This window comes from Acinetobacter sp. ANC 4169, assembly GCF_002135355.1.
Classification (GTDB): domain Bacteria; phylum Pseudomonadota; class Gammaproteobacteria; order Pseudomonadales; family Moraxellaceae; genus Acinetobacter.
The window spans coordinates 73,324-95,351 of the sequence record NZ_NEGE01000008.1 but is presented as its reverse complement, the minus strand read 5'-3'; the positions used below and the strand labels follow the sequence as shown (position 1 = coordinate 95,351).

Genomic DNA, 22,028 nt, shown 5'->3' with positions numbered 1-22,028 from the left:
TAGATACGGTCCGTTAAGACCAATGAAACATTGAACAGAGAATGACAAGAACAGGGCAGTGCCTGAATGACATGATCGCTTGGCTGGAAAGCAGCTTGAAAAAGAACAGTCATGATTGACTCCTTAGGTATTTAAGAAGTTCTACCGCATCACTGCTAAATAATGGTGGCAGAACGAAAAGGGGTTAGCAGACTGAACCTAAGAATCAGCACACCCGAAGGTGTCCCCCTCCCGTTCCGCCGCAGAGGGGAGCACGAGGGCACACACCAAAAGAAGGAATCTTTTAGTGCACTTAGGAAACGGTCTGCTAAAACCGGCTGGCAATGTAGGCCAGCAAGAGAATCATAATCGGTGAGAAAGCGCAGGTCAATTGATTGCTAATTGACTTGGATAAAAATTTGCAGATTAGATTCTAAATAATTTCAGATATATATCATTAAAATGAAAGATTACTCAGATTTTTATTTCTGTGTTAAACACGATTTCGCCTGCTGACTCAGCAGGTTTTTTTATGTCCAAAATTTGAACTTAAGCACATCACTCTTCAATATTAAAAGGAACATCTTATGGCTCATCAGCTTGAACAAATCGCCTATGTAGGTGAAACGCCTTGGCATGGCTTAGGTAATCAGCTGAGTCCCAATCAACCTCTGGAAGTTTGGGCGCAGCAGGCAGGAATGGATTGGCGTATTGAAACATCTGATGTCAGTTATATGGCTCAGAATGAGCGTGGTCAAAGCATTATCATGCCATTTGAAGAACAGCGCGTGCTGTATCGCTCAGATACCCATGCACCGTTATCTGTGGTTAGTCAGCGTTATCAGGAAGTTCAACCAAAAGAGATTTTGGAGTTCTATCGTGATCTAACAGAACAATCAGGCTTCGAGCTTGAAACAGCAGGTGTCTTGAAGGGCGGTAAGAAGTTCTGGGCATTGGCGCGTACAGGTCAAAGTACAGCGTTGAAAGGCAAGGATGTAAGTAATGGCTATATCTTGCTTGCGTCGGCCTGTGATGGAACTTTGGCAACGACAGCGCAATTTACCAGTATCCGTGTTGTGTGCAATAACACGCTTGCGATTGCTCTGAAAGGCGCAACTGCAAGTTCAGGTGTGGTCAAAGTACCGCACAGTACCAAGTTTGATGCAGAGAAAGTGAAACAACAATTGGGTATTTCAGTGCGTTCATGGGATGATCACATGTATGAAATGAAACAATTAAGCCAGCGTAAAGTGAGTCAGCAGGAAGCCAAAGCTTACTTTGATGCAGTCTTCAATAACAGCACCATGTCTATTGCAGATCCTGAGGAAAACATTATTCAGTTCTACCGTCAGGTTGCAAGCAATGCGCAAACACAAAATAAAACTGAACCGAATGGAAGAGCCATGTCTAAAACTTTAGAAATGTTTAATGGTCAGGGACGTGGTGCAATGCTGTCTTCAGCAAAGGATACGGCTTATGGCTTGCTATGCTCGATCACAGAGTTTGCAGATCATGAAAGACGTGCCATGAGTACAGATCACCGTTTAGATTCTGCGTGGTTCGGTGCAGGTGCAGGTCTGAAACAAAGAGGCTTAGAGCAAGCTTTGGCATTGCTTGCCTGAGATACATTTAGCCTAAGCCATATCTAACTAAATACTTTCCACCTTATATCAACCATACCCAGCATGAAGCTGGGTATGGTTTTTTATGCCGTTCAATTTTTACAGAAATCTATATTTATAAGGATGTCGCAATGAGTCAAATGATCCCAATGACACACCAGAAATCTCTACAACCAACAATAAATCCCTTAATCACAGCTAAGCGTTTCAATACAGCCAAACGTTTGGTCAGTACCAAAGATATGGCCTATCAGGATTGGCTTGAAGTCCGTAAACAAGGTATTGGCAGCAGTGATGCTGCAACAGCATGCGGTTTAAACCCCTACATGTCGATGCTCGAACTATGGCTGATCAAAACAGGCCGTCAGACGCAGTCGATTGAAGATGAGAGCTCGGGTCTTGCACCACTGTATTGGGGCAAGCAACTGGAACCCTTAGTCGCTGAGTATTACAGCATGCACACCAATTCCAAGGTCCGCCGTGTGAATGCTGTTCTGCAGCATCCTGATCCTGACAAGCACTTTATGTTGGCAAACTTGGATTACTCCGTTGTTGGCAATGAGGAAGTGCAAATTCTTGAATGTAAAACTGCAGGGGAGCATGGAGCCAAATTATGGCGAGATGGTGTACCGCTATATGTATTGTGTCAGGTGCAGCATCAATTGGCTGTGACAGGAAAACTGGCAGCCCATGTTTGTGTATTGCTCTGTGGACATGAAACCAAAATCTTTAAAGTGACACGTTCCGAATCGGTGATTGAACACATTATCAATGCAGAGCGTTACTTCTGGGAGTGTGTGGAAAAGGATACGCCACCATCAGTTGATGCAAGTGCATCGGCAGCGGAAGCGATCCAAATGCTTTATCCAAGTCATGTCCCATTGACAGTTGAAGACCTATCTCAGAATGAAACTGCAAATCTGATGTTCGATAAACTCATTAAATTGAAAGAGGAGCTTCAGCATAAGCAGGAGCGATTTGATGAACTTAAGCATCAGATTCAGATGATGATGAAGGATGCTGAGCGTGCAGTATTCAGCCGTGGTTCAGTGGTGTGGAAGAAAGCCAAAGATAGTGTTGGTTTGAATACACAAGCTGTCTTGAAGCATCAACCCGATTTGATTGAGCTTTACCCATTGTATAGAGCTGGAAGTAGACGCTTTAACATTTATTTAGATTCGTCGCTTTCAGACAGGCCAGCATAAAAAATCGGCAAAGCAGCCCCTTCGCCCCATTCTCAAAAAGAACAGGGCATTGGACAGCTTTGCCAGATCAAAAGACCGATGCACAACATATTCCCCCGTGGCCATTGGTGTGTCTTGTTTTTATTAATTTTAAATTAATCGGCTAAAGGGCGGGTGCTCTATAGATTTGGCCGTTTTGTATAAAAATGCAGAAAGAGGAAAACAGCATGATTAAAGGTTTAGCAATCACGCCGCCAATGCTTGGACGAATCAGCATTGGGCGGGTAGTGGAAAAGAACGGAAAACGTCTGCCTGAAAAAGACGACCAATTCACTATAACCTCCCAAATTCAGAACAAAGAAGGATGGATTAAGCATCCGCTAGATGAGCAGCTGCGGGTCAATGTGCCAAATCAAAAGCTGCGGACGATTCCTGTCCGTATGATCTTTAATGATCCTGATCTGAACTTAAGAGCAGAGTACACCATGTTTGACCGGCAAACGGGCCGACCTGTGTGCATAGGAAATGGTGAAACCTGTCAAAGGCGAACACAGCAAGGGATAGAGAAACTGCCATGTCCCTCGCCAGATATATGTCCATTGGCTCAGGGCGGTAACTGCAAACCTTATGGACGTTTGCATGTGAACTTAGATGAGTCGGATGAATTTGGCACCTTCATTTTCAGGACAGCGGGCTTCAATAGTATCCGCACCTTGGCTGCTCGGCTGAGTTATTACCATGCGGCTTCGAATGGCTTGCTTTCATGTCTGCCATTGCAGTTGACGCTAAGAGGCAAAAGTACAACTCAGAGTTATCGACAGCCTGTGTATTACGTGGATTTAACTTTAAAGGACGGTATTAGTTTGAATGAAGCGATTGTCATGGCAAAGCAAATTGATGAGCAAAGTAAACAGGCGGGGTTCTATCAGGAGGCTTTGGACCATATCGCCAGACAAGGCTTTGCCAATGCGCAATTTGAGATGGATGGAGAGGAGGGATTGGAGGTTGTTGAAGAATTTTATTCGGATGAACAACAGCAGCCGAAAAGTAATGAAACCAATGCATTTGATATACAGCAGGAGTTAAAGGGAGCAGTGACTGCATTGAATTAAGTCGGCAGGTAAAAACACACAGATGTGCCGTATCTCATGAGCGAGGAGCTCGTCAACATGAGATGAGGAAATAAATATGAATGCATTTACAGGTCAGACATTTCAAATGCAGCAGCTGATTAGTATTAAACAGGTTGTAGAGTTCGTTGGTGTGGCACGTTCTACTATTTATGAAATGATGGATGAAAACTCACCGTATTACGATCCAACTTTTCCAAAGAAAGTTAAAATTACGCAAAACCGAATCGGCTGGTCAGCTTATGAGATCCATCAATGGATTGAAAGTAAGTTGGCGAGCCGGGAATAGAAGGGGAGCTTTTGCTCCCTTATTTTTTTTTAGTAGACTGAGTTTGAATTTTTTAGCCTAAGTATGCAAAAGATTATTGAGAATGGAATTTGCTCATTGTCGATAGAATTTATTAGTTTTCCTGACAGATAAAGAGCGTTCACATAAAGTGGCACAGTGGACGTATGCTCAGGCAAGAAAAAATAATTACTCTATTTGGTCTATAAGCAACTGAAAACAATATGTAAAAGAAGAAGAAGCTTATATGATTTAATACTTCAGATAAAAATTTAAATATGTATCAAGAACGGTGGGTGATTTAGGAATGGCTTCATTATATCTAAACAGATTGAGTATTAATGAAAGAGAAAAATTGATTAAAGATCTTCATTTAGCACAAAAAGGGCAGTGTTTTATTTGTGAAAAGCCAATAGATTTAGTCATTCACTCTGACAGTATTGATATTGATCATGTGATTCCATCTGCTCATAATGGAAAAGATGATCCTAGTAATTTTGCAGTAACGCATGCCAGTTGCAATAGGTCAAAACAGGCAAGTAATCTTGAGGTTGCTCGAATATTACAACGTTTTAAACAATTAAAAGAAGACTTACAGCAGGATAATAAAGTTCCAAATTTAGCGCATATTCTAGATAGAGCTAATGGAGGGAAGCATGAACTCAATTTTAAAATTGAAGGTGACAACATTCAGTTCAGCTTATCTAGTATAGGTGATGAAAAAATTTACCAATTGCCACTCTATCAAGATGACCTAAGTGGATTTAAATATTTTTTCGCGAAAATGCCAATAGAATATTTACATCATGATCAACGAATCAATCCAAGATCAATTGGTCCTAATATTGGTAAATTGGTTGAAGAGTTTTATCAAAAGCGACCACAACTGCATATTCCTTTAGCATGGATGAAGAGTGAAAATAATAAATCAGAAATCTTTATCTTTGATGGTCAACATAAGGCAGCAGCGCAAATCATGTTGGGTGTGCGTTCTTTACCTGTAAGAGTTTTTGTTGATGTAGATGCTGATGTTTTGATTACGACAAATTTCAACGCTGGCACCACATTAAAACAAGTAGCATTTGATAAATCTGTACAGCGTCATTTGGGGAGTACGTTATATCAAGATAAATTACAGCGTTACCGTACAGATACCGCACGAGACGTAAATGATTTCACGTTTTCAGAAAAGGATTTAGCTTCTCATTTTAAAGGTCAGTCTCGAGAGATCAAACGCTATGTTCTGGATGCTGTTCGTAATGCTGTGATTACTAGCCCAGACAATAAGTTGCGTGACTATATTGACATGGCGGGTAAGGCAACTGAAAAACCAATTTCATATAGTAGTGTAGAACGGACATTCTATTCATTTTTTATTCATTCCGATCTATTAGAAACGCGCTTAGATTATAAAACTGATATAGGGGAAAATCCTCGAGAGCTTGAGATTAGTCAATTGGTTCAGTTGATGAATATTATTGCTGAGGAATTCTATATCGATAAATATAACTTTGATATTGGAACAGGTCAGATTGAAAGTAAAATTCAAAAAGGTCAGGTCATTCCGCTCGAGCACTTAAAAGCTTTTCGCTTGAGTAAAGAAGAAATTGTTTATAACTGGCTGTCGTACGTAAGGGAATTAATTAATAACTATTACAGTACGGTAGGTGGTGCTTACTATCCAAATAAGCCGTTTCAAATAAAATTCCCAGATCAACTCTGGATTAATATCCGCAATTTTCTAAGAAATTTTGCAGCGCTTCCATTTTTAGTGAATACACAACTGTCATCTACGATTTTCAGTGGGAAGCGTTCTACTGATTACTGGCAGACGATTTTGAAAACTGGCGAAAGTAATGATGGCATTAAAGTGATGCCGCATGGGATTATTCTCATTCAAATGCAGCAACCTAGTTAAATTGGATACCCTTTGCAGCCGTATGCCTGCAAAGGGAAATACTTAAAACTTGGAAATACCACTAATATTTTTTAGTGCAGTTGCTTCTATGCTGGTAGCTTTTCTCAAGCCAGGTCTTTTGGTCAGAAATTTTTGATGAATGAGCTGCCAGTCTTCATTGGCTTTATCCCATTCTATCGGTAAGGTTAGTAAGGATTTTTTACCTATGTAGGCATACATAAAATCATCTGAAACCATAGTTGGTGGTGTTGCTTTTGCATGAACCGTAAAACAATCAACCAAGGTATATCGAGTTTCTCTACTACTTATTTTTTCGCCCTGAATCATCCAAATGATATCACCTGCATTAAGGCGAAATTCTTCTTTCGAGTAGACAATAGATTGCTCAAGAGCAGCGTAAGGAAAGGGATTTTCTTTAGAATGCGCTTGATGATAAGCAAGCCAATGTTGAGCCATCTTATTAAGACCTTTGATGTTGCATTGTAATATTCAGCTATTCATTATAATCGGCTTAAATAGTGAAAAATTATTCAATTATTCATCTTAATTTCATTGACTAAATGACTGTGTAAATAACTCAAAATAACAGTTGTCCTGTATGCTCAAATTACCGAGAATATGGGCAATTGATTGGTCTGTATTGACAGGCTATACCCTCTTTTAAGCATCTCAGAATGCTCTAATATTTGATTAAATGTAGACCACCTATGAACAAGCAGCAACTCGCTTCCAAGATTTGGGATTCAGCCAATAAAATGCGCTCAAAGATTGAGGCAAATGAATATAAAGATTATATCTTAGGGTTCATGTTCTACAAGTTTCTCTCTGATAAAGAATTAAGCTTTTTAGAAGCCAATGATTTTGCACAGTCAGATATTGAAGCGCTGACAGAAGAAGATCCTGAAACCGTAGAATTTATTAAAAACGGTATCGGTTATTTCATTGCTTATGATGATCTGTTCTCAACATGGCTTAATAAGGGCTTAGACTTTACCGTTGCCGATGTTCGTGATGCGCTATCCGCTTTCTCACGCCACATTCATAGCTCTCACAAAAAAGTGTTTGATGGCATCTTTAAAACATTAGAGACAGGTCTGAGCAAGCTAGGCGATAACTCAAATAGTCAGACCAAAGCGATCAGTGATTTATTGCAACTGATTAAAGTCATTCCAATGAATAACAAGCAAGACTATGACGTGCTTGGTTTCATTTATGAATACTTAATTGGTTCATTTGCTGCGAATGCAGGTAAAAAAGCAGGTGAGTTCTATACACCGCATGAAGTTTCAGTACTCATGTCTGAAATTATTGCGCATCATTTAAAAGACCAGCCTGAAATTAAAATTTACGATCCAACAAGTGGTTCGGGGTCGTTGCTGATTAATATTGGTAGTTCTGTGGCGAAGCATGTGAATGATGCCAATAAAATCAAATACTACGCACAAGAGTTAAAGGAAAACACCTATAACTTAACCCGTATGAACTTAGTCATGCGTGGTATCTTGCCTGCCAATATTGTGGCGAGAAATGCCGATACTTTAGAAGATGACTGGCCATTTTTTGAAGACAATGATCCTATCAATACTTACGAACCACTCTATGTCGATGCAGTGGTATCGAATCCTCCATATTCACAAGCATGGGATCCTGCAAATAAAGATGCAGACCCTCGATACAAAGAATTTGGTTTAGCTCCTAAAACTAAGGCGGATTATGCGTTCTTGTTGCATGATTTATATCATTTAAAACCAAATGGTATTATGGCGATTGTTTTGCCACATGGCGTATTGTTCCGGGGTGGTGAAGAAGAGCGTATCCGTACTAATTTGATTAAGAAGAACCATATTGATGCGATTATTGGTTTACCTGCCAACATTTTCTTTGGTACAGGTATTCCAACGGTCATTATTATTTTAAAACAACAACGTCCAACCACAGATGTATTGATCGTGGATGCGTCTAAAGGATTTGTGAAGCAAGGTAAAAACAATCATCTACAAGCATCGAATATTAAGAAAATTGTCGATGCTGTGATTGAACGTAAAGATGTTGAACAGTTCTCACGTCTAGTGACGCAAAAAGAAATTCATGATCAGGGCTACAACCTCAATATTCCTCGTTATGTGGATTCTTCAGCAACGGCTGAAACATGGGATATCTATGCCACGATGTTTGGCGGTATTCCTAAAAAAGAAATTGATGCACATGCAGCATATTGGGCAGCATTCCCACAATTACGCCAAGACTTATTTACCGAAAGCGATACGCCTTATGTGAATTTGGCGACAACTGAAATTAGCCAAGCGATTCACAGCCATCAAGATGTGAAGGGCTTTGTTAATCAGTTCAATACCGCATTTGCTGATTTTAAGGATTATTTAAAAGACGAACTGATTGGCAAAATGCAAAGCTTGCATATTGCTCAACAAGAAAATGTTTTAAGTAAAGACATATTTAAACGTTTAGCTGATATTCCATTGGTGGATAAATATCAGGCTTACCAAGCGTTAGATGACCAATGGCAAGGGATTGTAGGTGATTTGGAGATTATTCAATCTGAAGGTTTGGATGCTGCCAAAATTGTTAATCCAAATATCGTGATTAAAAAGAAAGATGGTAAAGAGCATGAAGTGCAAGAAGGTTGGGTAGGCTATGTATTGCCATTTGATCTTGTACAGCAGCGTTTATTGTCCGAGGAATTGGAGGCATTAAAAGCCAAAGAGCGTGAACTTGCGGAAGCCAGTGCAGAGATTGAATCTTTAATGGAATCTTTATCTGAAGAAGATAAAGAGCAGTTGTTAAATGAAGCCAATGATGCCTTTGTGCCTGTTGAAATTACTAAAGCGTTAAAGCAAGCTTATGCAGATGTAGAAACGCCTGAAACTATTACTTTAATTGATTATTTAGAATTCACAGGAACTAAGCCTGCTCCAAACAAAGCGGCTAAACTTAAGTATATTAAGGAGCATCCAGAAGTAAATTGGTCAAGTATAGAGGCAAGTAAAGATGGGACATACGCTAAGGCAAAAGTAAATGCATATTTACGTAGTTTACAATCATCAATTACATTTGATGAAAACACCTTAGAAGCGACATTAGTAAGAGTTGATGAATTACTTACTTTAGAGAAAGAGTTAAAAGCTCAGATTAATAAAGATGAAGCTGTACTGCATCTTTTAACCAAAACCACCATTGAAGCTTTAGTAGAAACTCAAGTGAAAGGGTTGTTAGAAGCGAAGTGGGTTGAACCAATTGTATCCGCGATTTTGGCATTGCCGAATGAAGTGATTGAGCATTTGACTGATACGGTACAGGCTTTAGCAGATAAGTATGCAGTGACCTATACGGAAACTACGCAAAAGCTGACAGAAGCCGAGCATAGCCTTGCAGACTTAATTGGTGACTTAACAGGTGATGAGTTTGATATGAAAGGCTTGGCGCAGTTTCAAGCATTGTTAAAAGGGGTGTAATGTGGAAAAGCAAAAATACCCTGAAGTGAGATTTAATGGATTTAGTGAAAACTGGGAACATTCTAATTTTCTCGATAATATACAAAGCATTATCGATTTTAGAGGGCGTACTCCGAAAAAACTCGGTATGGATTGGAGTAAAGATGGCTATTTGGCACTCTCTGCATTAAATGTTAAAAATGGTTATATCGACCCAAAAGTAGATGCTCATTATGGTGATGAAAAGCTCTATCAAAAGTGGATGGCTGGTAATGAATTAAAAAAGGGACAGGTACTATTTACCACGGAAGCACCAATGGGTAATGTGGCACAGGTTCCTGATAATCGAGGTTATATTCTTAGCCAAAGAACGATTGCTTTCAATGTTAAGGACAATAAGATTGTTGATGACTTTCTAGCAGTATTATTAGGATCACCAAACGTTTTTAATACTTTGAGTGGATTGTCTAGCGGAGGAACGGCAAAGGGTGTTAGTCAAAAATCGCTATCAGGTTTAGAGGTTATTTTTGCGAAAGACCTTGCTGAACAAGAGAAAATTGGTAATTTTTTCCAAAACCTTGATCAATCCATTGCTTTACATGAGAAGAAACTTACTCAAACCCAAAACTTTAAAAAAGCGATGTTGGAAAAAATGTTTCCAAAACACGGAAGCAAACGTCCTGAAATTCGTTTAAAAGGTTTTAGTGGGGATTGGTCTAGTTATAGTGTTTTTGACCTTTCCAAAAATAGTACTTTAAGTAATGGTGTCTTTAATGACCAAAACAAAGTTGGAAAAGGTTATAAGTTAATTAATGTCTTGGATATGTATTTAGAGACTTCAATTGATGAAAATCGACTAACTCTGTTAGATTTAGATAAAAGAGAATTTGAACAGAATAAAGTGAATTATGGTGATATTTTCTTTACACGTTCATCTCTTGTCAAAGAGGGTATTGCTTTCTCTAATGTTTATTTAGGTGATAGTGATGATATAACCTATGATGGTCATCTCATTAAGTTGAGTCCTAACTTAAATATTATTGACCCTATTTTTTTAAATTATTGTTTAAAGTCCTCGAAGATTAGGAAACAATTAATTCTAGGTGGAAAAAGTACGACAATGACCACGATTGGACAACAAGAGGTTGGTTCAACTCTTGTAGATATTCCAAGCATTCAAGAGCAGAAAAAAATAGGAATATACTTTAAAAAAATTGATGAAACACTCAATTTAAAGCAGCAACAGCTTCAAACCTTAAAAAATCTTAAACAAGCATTGTTAGAAAAAATGTTTGTTTAATCATTGCTATATCCCCCTTGATGTAAGGGGGATTTTTAAAATCTAAATACTGACTTTATAAAACCAAACAAATATGACTTTTAAAAGCGAAACAGCATTTGAACAAGCACTCATTGACCTCCTTTTACAAAAAGGTTGGCAAGATGTCATTAAAAATCCAACGGAACAGGATCTTATTAATAACTGGGCAGAGATTCTATTTCAAAACAACAGAGAAATTGATCGACTCAATAATCAGCCACTCACCGATGGGGAAATGGCTCAGATTATTGAACAGATCAATACACTACGAACACCTTTTGCACTCAATGGATTTATTAATGGTAAAACCGTATCCATTAAACGTGACAATACAAACGACGAACTACATTTTGGTAAAGAAGTCAGCTTAACCATTTACGACCGCCAAGAAATTGCCGCAGGTAAAAGCCGTTATCAGATTGCACAACAACCGAAATTCCCAACCAAATCTACAATCTTAAATGACCGTCGTGGCGACTTAATGCTGCTCATTAATGGTATGCCTGTTTTTCATATCGAGCTAAAACGCTCAGGCGTACCTGTCAGTCAGGCAGCACATCAAATTGAAAACTACGCACGTTCTGGTATCTTTACAGGTTTGTTTGCACTAGTACAAATCTTCGTGGCAATGAACCCAGAAGAAACGTGGTACTTTGCCAACCCAGGACCTGATGGCACATTTAACTCAGACTTCTATTTCAATTGGGGTGATTTTAATAACGAACCAGTGAACTATTGGAAAGATATTGCGGGGAATCTGCTTTCTATCCCCATGGCTCATCAACTTATTGGTTTCTATACCATTGCGGATAAAACCGATGGTGTTCTAAAAGTCATGCGGAGTTATCAGTGTTTTGCTGTGCATGAAATCACGGATCGGGTGGCAAGTATTGAATGGGATGGTCGAGATCGTTTAGGTGGATATATTTGGCATACCACGGGATCTGGTAAAACCATGACCAGCTTTAAGGCAGCACATTTGATTGCCCTGAGCAAAGATGCAGATAAAGTGATCTTCTTGATGGATCGTATTGAATTGGGTGTGCAGTCACTTGAGCAATATAACAACTTTGCTGAAATTGAAGATTTTGTGCAAGCCACTGAAAATACCCATGCCTTGGTCAGTAAACTCAAAAGTAAAAATCCAAATGAAGTCTTGATCGTAAGCTCAATTCAAAAAATGAGTAATATCAAAGATGAAGATGGTGGTTTAAATGCATATGATATTGAACTGATCAATAAAAAACGCATTGTCATCATTGTAGATGAAGCGCATCGCTCTACATTTGGTGAAATGCTAATGACCATTAAAGATACCTTCCCACAGGCTGTATTCTTCGGTTTTACAGGCACGCCGATTCAGGAAGAAAATGAAAAAAATATGAATACCACTGCAACGGTATTTGGTAATGAATTACACCGCTACAGTATTGCAGATGGTATTCGAGATAAAAACGTTTTAGGTTTTGATCCGTATTTGGTTTCAACCTATAAAGATTCTAAATTGCGTAAAGAAGTTGCACTGTACCAAGCAAAAGCCAATACAGAAAAAGAAGCCATCGATGATCCTGACAAAAAAGCAGTCTATCAACAGTTCATGGACAGTAAGCAAGTTGAAATGGCAGGGCGTACAGATAAGTCAGGCAAATACATCAAAGGAATCGAAGACTATCTGCCAACATCACAATATCATCGTACTGAGCATCGCAATAAAGTGGTCGAAGATATTAAAGACAATTGGATACAGTTTAGCCAAAATCATAAATTCCATGCCATGTTTGCAACCAGTAGTATTCCTGAAGCAATTGAATACTATCGATTGATTAAAGAGGCGATGCCAGAGCTAAAAGTCACAGCCTTATTTGATCCAAATATTGATAACAACGGTAATGCTGCCTTTAAACAGGATGGCTTAGTTGAAATTATTCAAGACTACAATGCACTTTATGGTGTGGACTTTAGCTTAGCTAATCATGCCAAGATGAAGAGAGATATTGCAGATCGCCTATCACACAAAGAAGCCTATAAACGCATCGAAAATACGCCTGAAAAACAGCTTGATCTGTTAATTGTGGTGGATCAAATGCTGACAGGTTTTGACTCAAAATGGGTCAATACGCTGTATTTGGATAAGATGTTAGAATATGCAAATCTAATCCAAGCCTTCTCACGTACCAATCGCTTGTTTGGCAAAGATAAGCCATTTGGCATTATTCGTTATTATCGTCGTCCGCACACCATGAAGCGTAATATCGACGCTGCGGTAAAATTATATTCGGGTGATAAGCCATTGGCTTTATTTGTCGATAAATTGCCAAGCAATTTAAAAAACATCAATGACATCTTCGAAAAAATTGATAGCGTATTTAAAAGTGCCCATGTGTCTAATTTTGAGAAGTTACCAGAAGATGATCAGTCCTGTGCTTTATTTGCAAAACTGTTTAAACAACTCAACGAATATCTTGAAGCGGCTAAAATTCAGGGCTTTAAATGGGATAAATTGAGTTATGAATTTACTGATGAGCATAAAAAGAAATTTACGATTCAATTAAAGTTGGATGAGCAAACTTTCTTAGTTCTGGCACTGCGTTATAAAGAACTGTTCTCGAATGGCGGTGGTGGCGGTTCAGGTGGTGGGAGCATACCTTTTGAAGTAGAAGGCTATTTAACAGAAATCGATACAGACAAAATCGATTCAGATTACATGAACAGTCGTTTTGATAAATATCTAAAAGCACTGCGTAATGGTGATTTAGAACTTTCTATTGAAGATGCGTTAAATGAATTGCATAAGAGTTTTGCAATGCTCAGTGCCGAAGAACAGAAGTTTGCCAACATCTTCTTGCATGATGTACAGAGTGGAGATGTGACTCTTGTTGCTGGTAAATCGTTCAGGGATTACATTACTGAGTATCAATTCCAAGCACAAGAAGATGGAATTCATGATCTTGCAGAAGCATTAGGACTCGATGAAACGAAGTTAAGACAACTCATGAATACTCAGGTCACTGTAAATAATATTAATGAGTTTGGACGTTTTGATGAGCTTCTAGCAACGGTAGATAAAGTCAAAGCGAAACAATATTTAGAAGCTAAAGATGGAGCAACCATTCTTCCCCACAAAGTAAATATTCGAGTGGATGCAATGTTGCGAAAATTCATCTTAAGTAACGGTAAAGATTTAGCATAGTGATATAAGACAAGGCCATATGGCCTTGTTTTATTTTGATTCTATTGTTATTGCTTCAGCTTCTAGTAGGTATAACTCATTGATCAATAAAAACTCTCGGTACTGATGAATTAAGTTTTCATCTTTCTCGCGATGGGCACGAGCATTCCTGAATGCCATATATGCACCCGTAAATAAATTGATTCGACCTTTGATCTCGGCACTGTCTGGTACATCCCAAGTGAGAATGGCATTTTCACCTTGAAAGACTTGAGCAAATAGCTTGGTGCTATGCTCACGGATACCTGTACGTGTACGAACAATATCTTCAAGACGTTTATACGCTTTTGTTAAAGCAGAGTCGGGATCTTGCTTAAACAGTAAAGCAAGATCAAAAATTCTGTCATCAATAATGGAGTAGGGTAATTCTAAAGGGTAGTAACACTTTGACTTGGTAGTTTGGGTTACTTCATTTTCGAAGGGATAAATATAATCATGCAGACGAATAGGACGAATGATTTCTTGCTGAAAGATAAAATCGATGTCCTGATCACTCAATGATGAGCTATTCAATTTATTAAGGAGTTTTGTGGATACTAGAATTTCTTCAGTTTCAATTTGATGCCTTTTTAAAAGAGACAGTGCTATTGCTAGACCTTTAGGTCCTTCTCCGAAATAACCCGATGTAAAGCCAGCACGAATGACGTAATAATTTTCAGAGCTATCCTTGAGTATAAAGGCATGAGACTGTTCACTAGTAAGCAATAGAGCGTAACTTAGATCTGCATGGGTTTGGATCAAATTGTGCAGGCTAAAGAGACAAGTCTGTGTGATGCCTGCTTCACCTAAATAATCGACATGAGAGTAGTTTTCTGTTTTAAACATTCTTATAAATGAAGTGGTCGTTGTTTGGAAAAGATGATGTGGTAAATTGGGGTAAAAATCTAGCGCATTAAATTATTTAAATAATAGATTTAAATAGAAATTTGAACTCAATTCAATTGCCACCACCACTACTACTTCATGAGATGATTTATATAACCATTTATTTTTTATTGGGCGTATAAAGTAAGATTTATGGCATAGCGCGTATTCACATTAGAATTTAAAAAAAAATAAAAAGTCTAAAGATCATTTAGATCACAATATTCTTTAAATACTATAAAATTTTAATGTAATTGTGATAAAAGCATAAAGAAAAAAACTTGATTAAAATTAATACAATAATTATAGTGTGTGCAAAATTTATACAAAAACCAATAAAACTAACACGATAGGTTACATAATGATATTAAAAGTTTGGCAGAAGCTTCTATTGGGAATAGGTGTATCCGCAAGCGGACTACAAGTGAGTGTTGCAGGAGTTCAAGAAGGGATTAGTTGGTTGAAATCTTCTGAACAAACGAAAGTGGCTACTTCTTTGCAGACAGTGCATGAGAAAGCCATAACCCTTGGGGCTCATTCGGTTTCTACTAATCCTGTAGATGTAAGGCAGTTACTTGGGGAAGAGCAAAGTACTGAAGGATTGGTACGCGGAATTCTCATTTTAAAATTACAAAATGAGCCTACCGAACAGTATTTAAGTCAGGTTTTAAAATATCAGAATGAAGATGGCGGATTTGGCCATCTGGCTGGCTGGCAAAGTAATCCTCTAGATACCGCCTGGGTGCTACTGGCCTTAAAACAGCTGAATTACAAGAACAGTGAGGTGATTGGTAAGGCGGTTGCCTATCTTGCAAGTCAACAACGTTCTTCTGGTGCATTTCAGGTCGTGTCACTTGATGAATTTTACGTGACTGCATATGCCTTAACAGCTTTAACCGAATACTTAAAAGAATATCCTCAATATAATTCAGTCGCATTAAAAACCGTTAATTTTCTAGAATCTAAACAGATTAGTGACGGACACTGGGTTGAACATCAAGATCAACTATTTGTAGATGCTTTATTGAATGAAGCACTGCACCCATATCGTAATTCAGGCCATCCTGCGCGTGAGGCATTTAAAGCAGCAATACTCAATCAGCAGAATGCTGATGGCAGCTGGGCTCAGGATATTTATACTTCAGCAATCATCTTGCGCTCACTAAAAACCCAGTCTACCCCGGCTGTGAACCCAGTCAGTTCAGGTATTAGTTTCAGTGTAATTGACGCAGAAACGAAAGCGAACATTTCGGGTGCGACGGTGACAAGCTCATCAGAAAGCGCATCGGCTTTAACAGCCCAGACTGATGCCAATGGTTCGGTAGTATTTACCGATACCAAAGCAGGTGATTATCGCTTTACCATTTCCAAAGAAGGCTTTGGCAGCCTGATCTTTCAGGTGACTTTACGCCAAGGTGAGAGCTTGAACCTGGGCCAAATCGAGTTGACCCGTCGAGCCAATGTAACGACTGCATTAGTTCAAGGCCGAATCACGGATAAAAATACAGGTTTACCGATTGCCAATGCTGAGGTGAAACTGGTGAGTGGGGCAACCACATTAACGGCTACCACCAATGCTGAAGGGCGTTACCAGATCACCATGCAGCAACCAGCTGCCTTTAGCGTAAGTGTAAATGCTGCTGGTTATGTAGGTGTGGGAGGGACCGGTACTGCCGCGGCAGGAAGTACCTTTGACTTCTCTCCACAACTGCTTGATGAACAGAAGAATATTGGTTCCGTCACTGGCACAGTTGTAGATGGACAGGGACAAGCCTTAGCGGATGTCGCTGTTCTAAGAAACGGGACAGAAGTTGCACGAACTGATAGTCAGGGACGTTTTAACCTAGCGGGGATCCAGGCGGGTGCATTTAACCTGACCTTTAGTAAAGATGATTACTTTGGTCCAGGCATAAGCATTAACCTGCCAGCGGGACAGACTGCGGATGTCGGTACGATCCAGCTCTATCAAAAGGATGCGAATGATCCAGGCCAAGACACCACCGTTGATACAGGTAAATTTGAAATTACCGTCGTCAATGCGAGCGGTAACCTGATTAATAATCCAACTATTGTTGCCGAGAAGCTGGATGCCAATGGTCAGGTCATTCAAAAACAAAGTTTTAGTGCAGCGAATGATGCTGCCAATAATTTCTTGCTAGCCGAGCTGACGACAGGACGCTGGAGACTGACAGCTTTACATCCAAGTTATCAGGCAGGTTCCCCAGCCACCTACACCTTAACCAAAGACCAAACCCAGAAAGTCCAGTTAAAACTCAACCTGTTAGCCTATGAAATGAAAGGCTATGTGGTAGATTCACAGACCAATAAAGCCATTTCGAATGCGACAGTGACCATTTACCGTCAGGACAATGGTCAGCAGCTGTTTACAGCCAAGACGGATGTTGCCGGCGGATTCAGTGCGAAAAACCTAAGTACTGACCTGATCCGTATTCAAATTGCATCGACCCCGCATTTAGGTACCACCCGATACTTTGATAAACAGTATGTTGACGGTACAGTTGCCGATCTGGGAGAAATCCGTTTACGTCCTTTATCAGCTGATACTAGTCTGCCTGACCTGAAAATTACGAAAACAGATACCAACAAACTCACGACCGAACAGCAAAGTCTGGAAACGACAGGGGTGCTAAAAGCGACCATTGGCAATGCTGGGAATAAGGCATTTACCAAAACCCAGGAAGTCGAGATTTTGGCTTTTGCCGATACCAACAACAACCGTATCTTTGATGAAAGTGAAATTGTTCTAGGTAAGACGACTCTTCCTAAGAGTTTGGAAATCCAAGAAGAAATTGAAGTTGATATTCAGATTCAGGGTAAATCACTATTTAGAGATGCACCGATTGGCATTTGGGTGGATAGTACCAAGCAGGTCGCAGAGAAGGATGAGTCTAACAATATTGTATTGACCAGTGATACTGCAGAGATTAGACCCGAAAAGGGAACACTTGAAGCTGAGATTGTTTGGAAATATTCAGCTTCTACAGATTCTAGCCCAACTGTAGCGCCACTAGAAGATACCAATGGTGATGGCATTATTGGGCCTGGAGACATAGCCACTATTATTTATAAGAGTGGAAATTATGTCGCTTTAGATGGAAAAACAGGAAAGTTAAAATTCACTTTATCTGGTTCTGGGTCTCAAGAAGTAGCTGCTGTTGCAGATCTTGATAAAGATGGAATCCCTGAAATAATTGTTAAAAATGGTTCGAAATTGACTATTTACAACAATAAAGGGGTAGTAAAAAAAGAGTTCTCAGTAGGTAGTTTAGCATCAAGTGGATGGTCATCTGATGCCTATCATCCTAACGTAGCAGATCTTGATAAGGATGGAATTCCTGAAATTATAATAAATAATAAAGTTGTCAATTATGAAAATGGTATCATTTTAGATAATTTATTATCAGGGCAAACTCAAGCAATAGCTGATGTGAATGGAGATGGAAAATTAGACATTATTGGCTTACAAGGAGCAGTTGATTCTAATGGCAATTTGTTATACCGATTTAAAACGAAAAGTGGTACTCAGCTTACTCTCAAGTTCTTGGCAATAGGTGATGTTCTAGGTAGCTCAAAACCACAAATCATCGCAATTTATAGTAGTACGATTTATATTTTTGATGCTCAAACAGGGACTGAAATAGCATCTTACAATGCACCAAGCAGTTCAGGAGGATCACCGGTTATTGCAGATTTTGATGGTGATGGTATCTCTGATATTGGTTTAGCAAGAACTTACAATTATGTTGCTATACGAGGAGATGGCAGTGTGATTTGGGCGACACCAATCAGTGATGGTTCAGGTGGAACAGGCTCAACTGTATTTGATTTTGATAATGATGGAAAACTAGAAGCCGTTCATTTTGATGAGCAAAATATACGTGTATATGATGCTGCGACTGGTATTGAACGGATAAAAATTGCAAATAGTACGGCAACTGCTCATGAATACCCAGTAGTGGTAGATGCAGATGCAGATGGACATGCAGATATCATTTTAGGTTCTAGTGGTCATGGAATTAGAATGATCTCTGGCAAGAACAAGGACTGGGCGAATACCCGTAATATCTGGAACCAGTACAGCTATCATGTCACCAATATCAATGATGACCTTACTGTTCCAAAGCAGGAAGTGAATAGCTGGGAAGCCCACAATACCTATCGCGCCAACTTGTTGTTGAACCAGAATGCAACAGCGGCTGCTGACCCAACAGCATCTTATATCCGTATCGATGACAAAAGTGGTTCTGGTCAGACCAAGTTCACTGGCCGTATCGGGAATGCTGGTGGCAAGACCATTCTGAAAGGTTTACCGGTAAGTTTCTATAAACAAACAGCGGAACAGCAGGCTGCGGGTGACAAGGGTACGCTCATTGGCATGGTCCAGACCAGCAAGGTGCTGAATGCCGGTGAGTATGAAGACCTATCGATAGATTATCCAAATAATCTGGTGGACTTTGGCGATATCGTTATTGTTGCCAATGATCCGGGAGCAAGTACGGCTGTTAAAATTCAGGAATATACGGACAAGAATAATACAGCCCGCCTGAATGTTTCTGCCGGTGGATATGAGTCCTTCGGACTGAATGCTTCTCTGGATAAAGCAGAGTATCAGGCGAATGATACGGTCAAGATTTCTGCAAATGTCGAAAACTTGGGCAGCTTCTCCAGTGAAGCCACAGTACGCCACAGTATTTATGACCAGCAGGGCAATCTGATTATCACGCTTCCAGCCTATGATGTCAGCCTAGATTCTCGTAGTACAGGCACCTTCCAGGATCAGCGTATTACTGATTGGTTATTGACGGGAGTTTACAGCGGACAATATCTGGTGAAGACAGAATTGTTGAAGAAGGGCATCACAATTGCGACAGCAACCAGTAACTTAACGGTTGTGAGTGCCGCAAATCTAAATGGTTTAACAGATACCCGTATTTCTTCAGACAAGCAGCAATATCCAAGCAATGGTCTGGTGACTTTAGAGATGCAGCTGCAAAACACCTCCAGCAATGATCTGGGAGGTGAAACGACAGTACTGACTGAAGTCTTTAACAGCCAGAATGAAAAAATATTGGAAAAGCAGGAAAGCTATAGCCAGCTTGCAGCAAATGCACTGAAACAGGCCCATTACCAGTTACAGCTGTCGAATGCAGTGAAGGGGAACTATAGTGTTGTCACAACGACTACCACAAGTGGCAATAGCTATACACGGACCACCAACTTTACTGTATTAAGTGCAGCACAGTCTGGTCTAGGTCTGGTAGGTGCCTTGAGTGCAACACCAAATACAGTGCCGATCGGTGAGAATGTCCTGCTGAATTTACAGGTTCAAAATACCGGTAATGAAATCTGGAACAACTTGCCACTGAATATTCGGATCTTTAAAAATGATGATCTTGAGCCGGTAAATACTCTTAGCGCAACAGTTGGACAATTGGCTCAGGCTCAGATTTACCAGCAAGGTTTGAGCTGGAAAACAGCAGGTGTGAATGGTGACCGGATAACAGCAGCCTTAACATATAAAACGGCTACTGGTGAAGAGAAGCCACTTGCACAAGCCAGCTTTAACCTGACACAAGTTCCGGTTGAAGTTAACTTGCCAGACTACAAGAACGTAAATAACCAGCTTCTGGTGTATTACAGCTGTGAAGCGGGCTGGCACAAATCTGTACTGAACTGGGCATTTGGCAAGTTCAACTACGCCTGCTTCAGTGAGCGCGGAAATACCCTGAATCGTTATTTAACCGAAATTAAACAGGAAACTGGAATCAACTATAAGGTGACTTATAATCCAATCGAGTTTAAAAAGCTTATGCGTAGTGGTTTGTATAACAATTACTGGGTACTAGGTGCGGTCGAAAAATTCGCAATTTCAACCAATGATGAAATGAGGGAACTCAGTTTTAATGGGGAATCAGTCCTGTTTGATAAAGGTATTCTGGACTGGACCAACTACGAGTTGCTGAACCTGACCGATATTCGTTACCGTGGGCATATCTTGCTGTCTAAGCGTGAAATGCAGCCCCATCAGCCAGTCTATGACAATACAAATCCGGTGGTAGAGCCAATAGGTGATACTTTGGCGATGTATCTGGGTGATCGGGCAAAAGTGACAGCAACCTATGACGGACGCAACTGTTTGGGCTTTGACAAAGACTGGATCAGAAATGTGGAAACCATTGTTGATCTCAAATTCTATGTCTGCAATAGCACCCATAAATATCCGGCAATCGTCACAGCTGACTACGGTGATGGTAAACCGCTAGCTTTATCCTTCGATCTGCTACGCAGTTTGATGATAGATGGGCAATCATCAACCAGCAAGAAAAACAACTGGAAGAACTTGCTGAAACAAAGCCTGTCCTACCAGCAGGTTGATGCCACCAAACGTATGAGCTATGCACCACAGGAACCTGTGCATTTAAATGTCAAGCTGAGTGCAAATGCCAATACACAGGCAACGGTTCTGGTACAGCTGCCTGCAAATGCGAAATGGTTAGGTCAGGGAACTGTGACTAACAACCAGGTGAAGGTGATAACCAATCTGACCCAGGCAGAGAATCAAAACCTACACTTGCCGATTGCCTTACCAACAGGTTCAGGAACTCATGCGGTCAAGGTAACAGTATATAACGGTACAGATACCAGTGCCCAGCCAATAGACAGCAAGGAATATCGCTTCCTAATACGTGGAGTGAGTGAGCGGGTAAGTCTGCTGGATCAGCGTATCCGTCAATGGAGTCCTCGACTTGCAGATATTACTGAAGTTGCCACGATTAAAACACTGATCAGCACAGCCAAAGTCAACCAAGGGCTTGGCTTGAATGATTTAGCGATTGCGTCATTTGCTGAAGCGGGTGGAGTGATGGATCGTTTGAAATATATTGATGCTAAGCCAGCGAGAAAAGAGCTGGATGAACTGATCCGTACATTACAAATCCAGTGGTATCACGCAAATCCATAAGAAATAAGGTGAAGTCTGGGCTGTTTCCGTAGAAATAGCCCAGATTGAATGATTAACTCAAGAT

Annotated in this window: 11 protein-coding genes and 1 pseudogene; 10 read left to right on the top strand and 2 right to left on the bottom strand. The window is 40.0% G+C overall.

The genetic code is table 11. The features are described from left to right. Positions 1-566: 566 nt before the first annotated feature. From B9T26_RS07805 to B9T26_RS07780, 6 genes and pseudogenes are all read left to right on the top strand, one after another. Positions 567-1,601, top strand: a complete 1,035-nt coding sequence (locus tag B9T26_RS07805; protein WP_086199152.1) for a DUF932 domain-containing protein — start codon at positions 567-569, stop codon at positions 1,599-1,601. A 131-nt stretch (positions 1,602-1,732) separates the two neighbouring features. Continuing rightward, positions 1,733-2,806: a YqaJ viral recombinase family protein gene (locus tag B9T26_RS07800; RefSeq protein WP_086199151.1), complete on the top strand. Its 1,074-nt coding sequence runs from the start codon at positions 1,733-1,735 to the stop codon at positions 2,804-2,806. A 206-nt stretch (positions 2,807-3,012) separates the two neighbouring features. Continuing rightward, positions 3,013-3,897, top strand: a complete 885-nt coding sequence (locus B9T26_RS07795) for a hydrolase or metal-binding protein (RefSeq protein WP_086199150.1) — start codon at positions 3,013-3,015, stop codon at positions 3,895-3,897. Positions 3,898-3,973: 76 nt separating this feature from the next. Further along, positions 3,974-4,204 carry a helix-turn-helix transcriptional regulator gene (locus B9T26_RS07790; protein WP_086199149.1) on the top strand — a complete coding sequence of 77 codons (231 nt, stop codon included), beginning with the start codon at positions 3,974-3,976 and terminating at the stop codon, positions 4,202-4,204. A 106-nt stretch (positions 4,205-4,310) separates the two neighbouring features. Then, a pseudogene (locus B9T26_RS15810) lies at positions 4,311-4,418 on the top strand (HNH endonuclease); the annotation flags it as partial. A 90-nt stretch (positions 4,419-4,508) separates the two neighbouring features. After that, positions 4,509-6,119, top strand: a complete 1,611-nt coding sequence (locus tag B9T26_RS07780) for an HNH endonuclease (RefSeq protein ID WP_086199148.1) — start codon at positions 4,509-4,511, stop codon at positions 6,117-6,119. Between the two features lie 42 nt (positions 6,120-6,161). On the opposite strand, the gene B9T26_RS07775 is transcribed toward B9T26_RS07780, so the two are convergent. Further along, positions 6,162-6,575, bottom strand: a complete 414-nt coding sequence (locus B9T26_RS07775; RefSeq protein WP_086199147.1) for a hypothetical protein — start codon at positions 6,573-6,575, stop codon at positions 6,162-6,164. 251 nt (positions 6,576-6,826) lie between these two features. On the opposite strand from B9T26_RS07775, the gene B9T26_RS07770 reads away from it, so the two are divergent. From B9T26_RS07770 to B9T26_RS07760, 3 genes are all read left to right on the top strand, one after another. Next, on the top strand, positions 6,827-9,589 hold the full coding sequence (locus B9T26_RS07770; protein WP_086199146.1) for a type I restriction-modification system subunit M: 2,763 nt from the start codon (positions 6,827-6,829) through the stop codon (positions 9,587-9,589). Between the two features lies 1 nt (position 9,590). Then, the gene (locus tag B9T26_RS07765) at positions 9,591-10,868 is read left to right on the top strand and encodes a restriction endonuclease subunit S (RefSeq protein WP_143223003.1); all 1,278 of its coding nucleotides are present in this window, start codon (positions 9,591-9,593) and stop codon (positions 10,866-10,868) included. A gap of 73 nt (positions 10,869-10,941) precedes the next feature. After that, positions 10,942-14,079, top strand: coding sequence for a type I restriction endonuclease subunit R (locus tag B9T26_RS07760; RefSeq protein ID WP_086199145.1), 3,138 nt, complete (start codon positions 10,942-10,944; stop codon positions 14,077-14,079). Between the two features lie 30 nt (positions 14,080-14,109). On the opposite strand, the gene B9T26_RS07755 is transcribed toward B9T26_RS07760, so the two are convergent. Beyond that, positions 14,110-14,943, bottom strand: coding sequence for a TIGR02391 family protein (locus B9T26_RS07755; RefSeq protein ID WP_086199144.1), 834 nt, complete (start codon positions 14,941-14,943; stop codon positions 14,110-14,112). Between the two features lie 400 nt (positions 14,944-15,343). Between B9T26_RS07755 and B9T26_RS07750 the strand changes: the two genes are divergently transcribed. Further along, entirely contained in the window at positions 15,344-21,964 is a 6,621-nt protein-coding gene (locus B9T26_RS07750) for a carboxypeptidase regulatory-like domain-containing protein (protein WP_086199143.1), read from the top strand. The last annotated feature ends 64 nt before the right edge of the window (positions 21,965-22,028 follow it).